At 73.8% G+C, this 6,635-nt stretch carries 6 protein-coding genes; 5 read left to right on the top strand and 1 reads right to left on the bottom strand.

Features of this window, described 5'->3' with window-relative positions; translation table 11 throughout:
- The 5 genes from E6J59_06430 to E6J59_06410 all read left to right on the top strand — a co-directional run.
- Window positions 1-596 (top strand): SDR family oxidoreductase (locus E6J59_06430; GenBank protein ID TMB21150.1); only part of this gene is annotated, 596 nt, incomplete at its 5' end.
- A 2-nt stretch (window positions 597-598) separates the two neighbouring features.
- The gene (locus E6J59_06425) at window positions 599-1,429 is read left to right on the top strand and encodes a methyltransferase domain-containing protein (GenBank protein TMB21149.1); all 831 of its coding nucleotides are present in this window, start codon (window positions 599-601) and stop codon (window positions 1,427-1,429) included.
- A gap of 79 nt (window positions 1,430-1,508) precedes the next feature.
- Window positions 1,509-4,820, top strand: a complete 3,312-nt coding sequence (locus E6J59_06420) for a hypothetical protein (GenBank protein TMB21148.1) — start codon at window positions 1,509-1,511, stop codon at window positions 4,818-4,820.
- Between the two features lie 14 nt (window positions 4,821-4,834).
- Window positions 4,835-5,857, top strand: a complete 1,023-nt coding sequence (locus E6J59_06415) for a methyltransferase (protein TMB21147.1) — start codon at window positions 4,835-4,837, stop codon at window positions 5,855-5,857.
- Between the two features lie 59 nt (window positions 5,858-5,916).
- On the top strand, window positions 5,917-6,384 hold the full coding sequence (locus E6J59_06410; protein ID TMB21146.1) for a VOC family protein: 468 nt from the start codon (window positions 5,917-5,919) through the stop codon (window positions 6,382-6,384).
- Window positions 6,385-6,397: 13 nt separating this feature from the next.
- On the opposite strand, the gene E6J59_06405 is transcribed toward E6J59_06410, so the two are convergent.
- Window positions 6,398-6,635 (bottom strand): hypothetical protein (locus E6J59_06405; GenBank protein ID TMB21145.1); only part of this gene is annotated, 238 nt, incomplete at its 5' end.

Below are 6,635 nucleotides of genomic sequence, written 5' to 3'. Positions count from 1 at the left end.
TGGCCGACGCCGCGGCGGTACGCGCGCTGGTCGAGCGCACGGTCGCCGCCCATCGCCGGATCGACGTGCTGGTGTCGAACGCCTTCGCGACCAGCCTCGGCCCGATCGAGCGCTTTGCCCTCGACGCCTGGACGCGCACCCTGGCGGTGACGCTCACCGCCGCGTTCACGGGCCTTCAGGCGGTGGCGCCGATCATGCGCGCGCAGGGCGGCGGTGCCGTCGTCAACGTCGCCTCGATCTCGGGCCTCGGCGGCGATCGGGGCCTCGTCGCCTACAACGCCGCCAAGGCCGGCATGATCAACCTGACGCGCACCGCGGCGCTCGAGCTGGCGCCGGCCGGCATCCGCGTGAACGCCGTCTGCCCGGGGCTCATCGCCACGCCCGCGCTCGCGCGCGCGCTCGGCGGGGCGCCCGAGCGCGAGGAGCGGGCGCGCGCGGCCGTCCCGGTCGGCCGCTTCGGGCGGCGCGAGGAGGTGGCGCGCGCCATCCTCTTCCTCGCCTCCGACGACGCGTCCTACATCACGGGGACGACGCTGGTGGTGGACGGCGGCTTGACGGCGGGCACCGGGATCCCCGATTTCATGTCCGGGAGCTGACGATGGCGAAGGACGTCGTGCGCGACGAGTGGCAGGCGGTGGCCGGGGGCTGGCGGCGCTGGGAGCCGATGCTCCAGTCGTTCACCTGGCCGATGTCGCTCCGCATGGGGGCGGCGGCCGAGGTCGGCCCCGGCCAGCGCGTGCTCGACGTCGGCTGCGGCATGGGCGACCCGACGCTCCAGGTGGCCGTGCTGGTGGGGCCCCACGGCCGCGTGCTCGGGATCGACGTCGCCGAGGGCATGATCGCGACCGCCCGCGAGCGCGCGGCGGCGCTCGGCCTTGCGCACGTCGAGTTCCGCACCGCGGACGTGATGACGATGGACCTGCCGGCGGATAGCTTCGACGCCGTCCTCGGCCGCTGGAGCCTGATCTACGTCGCCGATCCGCCGGCAGCGCTCGCACGGCTCCGCGGCGCGCTCGTGTCGGCGGGCCGCATCGCGCTCTCGGCGTGGGCGCCGCCGGAGGCGAACCCCTGGATCACGATCCCGATGGCCGCGCTGGCCCGCGTGCGCGCGCTGCCGCCCCCCGACCCGGCGGTGCCGGGGGCGTTCCACCTCTCCGCCGACGGCGCGCTCGCCAAGGCGCTGGTCGGCGCGGGCTTCCAGGCAGTCGGCCAGGAGCGGGTGGTGCTCTCGTGGTTCGCGCGGGATCCGGACGAGTTCTGGGCCGTGACGGGCGACACGGCGGGGCCGCTCGCGTCGCTCCTCGCCGAGCTCTCGGCGGCGGAGCGCGGGCAGGTGAAGCGCGAGGTGGCGGAGGGGATCGCGAAGTTCCGCGCCGGCGACGTCTACCGCATCCCCGCGCAGGCCCAGCTCGCGTGGGGGCGGGCGTAGAAGCAGCTCCACTCCGGCCGGCAAAATTCAACCCTTCGGTTGATGTATCGCCGGCCCCCCTGCGCTAATCTCCGGCCGCATGCACGGTCCAGACGCCGAGCCGCCGGCCGGGCCGAATCTGCCGCTCGGCGTCGTCACCTTCCTCATGACCGACGTCGAGTCGTCCACGCGGCTCTGGCGCGAGTCGGCGGAGGCCGCGGCGCTGATCGCCCGTCAGACCGAGCTGATCGCCGCCGCCGTCGCGCGGCACGGCGGCGTGCGACCGCTCGAACAGGGCGAGGGCGACTCGACGGTGGCGGCGTTCGCGCGGGCGAGCGACGCGCTCGCGGCGGCGCTCGAGGCCCAGCGGGCACTCGCCGGCGAGCCGTGGCCGGAGAGCGCGCGCGTGCGCGTGCGGATGGCCGTGTACACCGGCGAGGCGGAGCTGCGCGGCGCAGGCACCTACGGCGGCTCCGCGATCATCCGGTGCGCGCGCCTCCGCTCGCTGGCGCACGGCGGGCAGGTGCTCGTGTCGGCCGCGACCAGGGAGGTGGTCGGCGATGGGCTGCCGGCGGACGCCATGCTGGTCGCGCTCGGCACGGTGCAGCTCAAGGGGTTCGACCGGAGCGAGCGCGTGCATCAACTCTGTCACCCCGACCTGCCGTCGACCTTTCCCCCGCTCACGCGCGCGGGCACGGGAGGGCTCGGCCTGTGGCCGACGGCGCTCGTCGGGCGTCTCCGCGAGCGGGGCGAGGTCGCGGCGCTGCTCGCGACCGATCGGCTGGTGACGATCACGGGCGCGGGCGGGGCGGGAAAGACGCGGCTGGCGCACGCGGTGGGCGAGGACCTGGCCGACCGGTACGCCGACGGCGTGGTCTGGGTGGAGCTGGCGCGCCTGTCGGACGGCGCGCAGGTGGCGGGGACGGTCGCCGGCGCCTGCGGCGTGCGCGAGGCGGCGGGCGTGGCCGCGATCGACCTGCTGGGTCGCGCGCTCGCCGAGAGCCGGATGCTGGTCGTGCTCGACAACTGCGAGCACCTCCTGGAGGACTGTGCGCGCGTCGCGGAGGCGCTGATGCGGGCCGGGCGGGGCGTGAGCGTGCTCGCGACCGGCCGTGAGCCGCTCGGCGTGACGGGCGAGGTCACGTGGCGAATCCCGCCGCTCGCCCTGCCCCCGGAGGGCGAGCGTGACTCCGAGCGTCTCGGCGCCTACGACTCCGTCTGCCTGTTCGTCGAGCGGGCGCGCGCCGCCCGTCCCGGGTTCCGCCTCGACGCCGGCAGCGCGCCCGTGGTGGCCCGCATCTGCCGCCGGCTCGACGGCCTCCCACTGGCGCTCGAGCTGGCGGCGGCGCGTGTCCGGACGCTCTCGGTCGAACGCCTCGCCGATGGGCTCGACGACCGCTTCCGGCTGCTGACCGGCGGCGCCCGGACCGCGCTCGCACGGCAGCAGACGCTCCTCGCCTCCGTCGAGTGGAGCCACGACCTGCTCGACGAGCCCGAGCGCCTGCTCTTCCGCCGGCTCGGCGTGTTCGCGGCGCCCTTCGACGTCGAGGCCGTCGAGGCGGTGGCGGCCGACGACCAGCTCGACCCGCTCGAGGTGGTCGACCTCCTGTCGCGTCTCGTCGACAAGAACATGGTGCAGCCCGCCGGCGACCGCTACCGGCTGCTCGAGACCCTGCGGCACTATGCCCTCGAGCGCGCCGCCGACGCCGGCGAGCTGGCCGAGCTGCGCAGCCGGCACCTCGCCTGGTTCCGCCGCCGGGCGGCGGCGTGGGGCGTCGACCGGGAGGTGACGACGTTTCCCGTGCTCGAGGAGATCGCCGCGGAGGCGCCCGACCTGCTCGCCGCGCTCGAGTGGTCGCTCGGCCCCGGGCGCCGCCCCGCCGCTGACCTCCTCTACGCGCTCGCATGGTACTGGGGACGTCGCTTCGCGCACGAGAAGCTGCGGGCGGTGTCGGGCCAGGTGCTCGCGGCGCTCGACGAAGGATCGGTGCCCTGGCTCGAGGCGCTCGCGCCGGTGGCGGATGAGCTCTACTTCGCCACCGAGCTCGGCTGGGTGCCGGCGGCCCGGCGCGCGCTCGACACGTTGAGCGGGGAGATCGCCCCGGCCGTGCGCGGGCTGGTCGAGCACGCGCTGTCGCTCGGCCCCGCCTTCCTCGGCTTGCTCGAGGGTGTGGCCGGCCTCGAGCGAGCCGCGGAGGCGGGCCGCGCGGCCGGCAACCGGAACCTCGAGGTCATGTCGCTGCTGACGATCGCCAGCCTGCTCGCCCAGCAGGGCGAGCGCGGCCGGGTACGACGCCTGCTCGCCTGGCTCGACCGGCACGTCCCGCCCGACGCCGTGATGCGATTCCTGCTCGACCAGACTCACGCCAACGCCATGGCCTTCGACGGCGACTTCGCGGGCGCCCGCGCCCGCCTGGAGCCCTATCTCGATCGGTCATGCGAGTTCAGCATCGCGACCCAGGTCGGCCTGATCGCGCTCTGGACCGAGGACGCGCCGCTCGCGCGACGAGCCGTCGCTGCGGCGGAGCGCAACCTCGCGGCGGGCGCCTTCGCCACGGCCGTGTCCTGGCTGCGCGCCGTGGTGCCGCTCGTCGAGGGCCGCTTCGACGACGCCCTGCGGGCGCTCGGGGAGGAACCCTCGCCGTGGACGATGGGGACCTCGTCGTTCCGGCTCCGCTGCATGGGGGCCGAGGTCGCCCTGTCGCTCGGCGATGCCGGTCGCGCCGCGGTGCTGCTCGACGAGGCGGAGCCGCGTCTTGCCGGTACGGTGCTGCACTACTTCGCGGGGGTCGTCCACCTGCTGCGCGCCCATCTCGCGCGCGGACGCGAGGACGTGCGCGAGGCGGAGGCCCGCGCTCACCAGGCGCTGGATGTCGCCGCGGAGCATGAGCTCGGGCTCCTCACGGTGGACACGCTCGAGACCCTCGCGCTCCTGGCGGCGGACGTCGGCAACGACGTGCAGGCCGGGCGCCTGCTGGGCGTCACCGACGCGTTCCGACAGCGCACCGGCTATCGCTGGCGCTACCCGTACCGCCGCCGCGCGATCGAGGCGCTTCGGCCGCGCCTCGACGCGGCACACGTCGAGGAGGGCGCCCAGCTCACGCTGGCGGACGCGGTCGCGTGGGCCCGCCGCGGCCGTGGAGAGCGGCGCCGGCCGAACCACGGGTGGGACAGCCTGACGCCGACCGAGACCCGCGTCGTCGAGCTCGTCGCCGCGGGCCTGCCGAATCGTGAGATCGCGTCGAAGCTCTTCGTGAGTCTCGCCACCGTGAAGACGCACCTGGTGCACGTCTACACCAAGGTCGACGTGCGGACGCGTGCGCAGCTCGCCGCGGCGGCGACGAGCCGCGAGGCGGAGCGGCGGAGACGGGCCGGTGCGGTCGATCCCCAACCCGGCGCGAGGACGCGCTGAAGCGAAGGAGGAGTATGGACACACAGCTGCCACCACCCGCGGTCCTGTATCAGCTGGCGACGGGTCACTACGTCTCCCACGCGATCTACGCCGCCGCCAAGCTCGGGATCGCCGACCTGCTCGGGACCGGGCCCCAGCGTTGTGACGACCTCGCGAAGGCCACCGGCACGCACGCGCCGGCGCTCCGGCGGGTGCTCCGCCTGTTGGCGAGCGCAGGCGTGTTCGCCGAGACCGAGGACGGGCGCTTCGAGCTGACGCCCGTGGGATCGTGCCTGCAGAGCGGGCCTGGCTCCTTCCGCCCCGTGGCGCTTCTCTTCACAAGCCCCGGCGTACGGGCCGCCTGGGGCGACCTCCTGCACAGCGTCCGGACGGGCGAGCCGGCGTTGAGTCACGTCTTCGGCGTGGGCTCCTTCGAGTACTTCGCGCAGCACCCGGAGGAGGCCGCGGTCTTCGACGAGGCGATGGGCGCGTTCACGGCCATGGTCGCCATCGCGGTGGCCGCGGCCTATGACTTCTCGCGCTTCGGTACCATCATCGACGTCGGAGGCGGAGCGGGAGCGCTCCTCGCCGGCATCTTGAGAGCCAACCCGGCGCTCCGCGGGGTCGTCTTCGACATGCCTCGCGTGGCCGAGGGCGCGAACGAGACGATCGCGGCAGCCGGTCTGGGCGATCGCTGCGAATTCGTCGGCGGAGACTTCTTCGAGGCGGTGCCCGGCGGCGGCGACGCGTACATCCTGAAGCACGTCATCCACGACTGGGACGACGCGCGCGCGGTCAGGATTCTCCGGAACTGTCGCCGTGCGATGAAGGCGGAGGGCAAGCTGCTGATCGTCGAGGGCGTATACCCGGAACGGATCGACCAGTCCGTTGCGAGCCGAGGCGCTGCGGCGAACGACGTGAACATGCTGGTGTGCACCGGTGGCCGCCAGCGGGCGGAGGCCGAGTTCCGGGCGCTGTTCGACGCGGCAGGGTTCGAGCTGACGCGGATCGTCCCGACGCAGGCGATGTCGAGCGTGATCGAAGGGGTGCGCGCATAGCCAAAGACCAATAGAAGGAACCAACTGGCAGTCAGACCTACCCCCGAAGGAGAGGAGCCATGGCAGGAAGAGTGAACCCGGTCCCGCGCGCGACGCCGTACCTGTGCTGCAAGGACGCGGCCCGCGCCATCGAGTTCTACAAGAAGGCGTTCGGCGCGACGGAGGCGATGCGTCTGTCGGAGCCCGGCGGGAGGATCGGGCACGCCGAGATCCGGATCGGCGATGCTCCGATCATGCTCTCCGACGAGTACCCGGAGATGGACGTGCGCAGTCCGCAGTCACTCGGCGGCTCACCGGTGCTCATCCATCTCTACGTCGACGACGTGGACGCGCTGGCCAGCCGGGCTGTCGCGGCCGGCGCGAAGCTGCTGCGTCCGGTCGCGGATCAGTTCTACGGCGACCGCTCCGGCACGTTGACGGACCCCTTCGGGCATCGCTGGATGATCGCCACCCGCAAGGAAGACGTCTCCGCCGCGGAGATGCAGAAGCGCTACGACGCGTTGATGAAGACAGGGGGAGAACACTGAACCAACGTATGGCTCAGCCGCTCCCCGCGCCCCGCCGCTCGAAGGCCTCGAGGTCGCCCGGTGCGATCACGAAGTAGCGCGACTCCGGGTGATGGAACACGAGCGCCGACACCGACGCCTCGGGGTCCATCATGTAGCCCTCCGTGAGCCGCACGCCGATCGCGCCCTCCACGTCGAGGGCGCGGAAGAGCTTCTCCTGGTCCTCGAGACGCGGGCAGGCGGGGTAGCCGAAGCTCACCCGCACGCCGCGG

It is taken from the genome of Deltaproteobacteria bacterium (genome assembly GCA_005879795.1).
Lineage (GTDB): Bacteria > Desulfobacterota > Binatia > DP-6 > DP-6 > DP-6.
The sequence above is the reverse complement of the archived record's forward strand: the minus strand, read 5'-3'. Positions and strand labels throughout refer to the sequence as shown.

Bases quoted from the DNA above. Each gene is read 5' to 3' on its own strand.
- E6J59_06415 (TMB21147.1), top strand. From the start codon at position 4,835: ATGGACACACAGCTGCCACCACCCGCGGTCCTGTATCAGCTGGCGACG.
- E6J59_06425 (TMB21149.1), top strand. From the start codon at position 599: ATGGCGAAGGACGTCGTGCGCGACGAGTGGCAGGCGGTGGCCGGGGGC.
- E6J59_06420 (TMB21148.1), top strand. From the start codon at position 1,509: ATGCACGGTCCAGACGCCGAGCCGCCGGCCGGGCCGAATCTGCCGCTC.
- E6J59_06410 (TMB21146.1), top strand. From the start codon at position 5,917: ATGGCAGGAAGAGTGAACCCGGTCCCGCGCGCGACGCCGTACCTGTGC.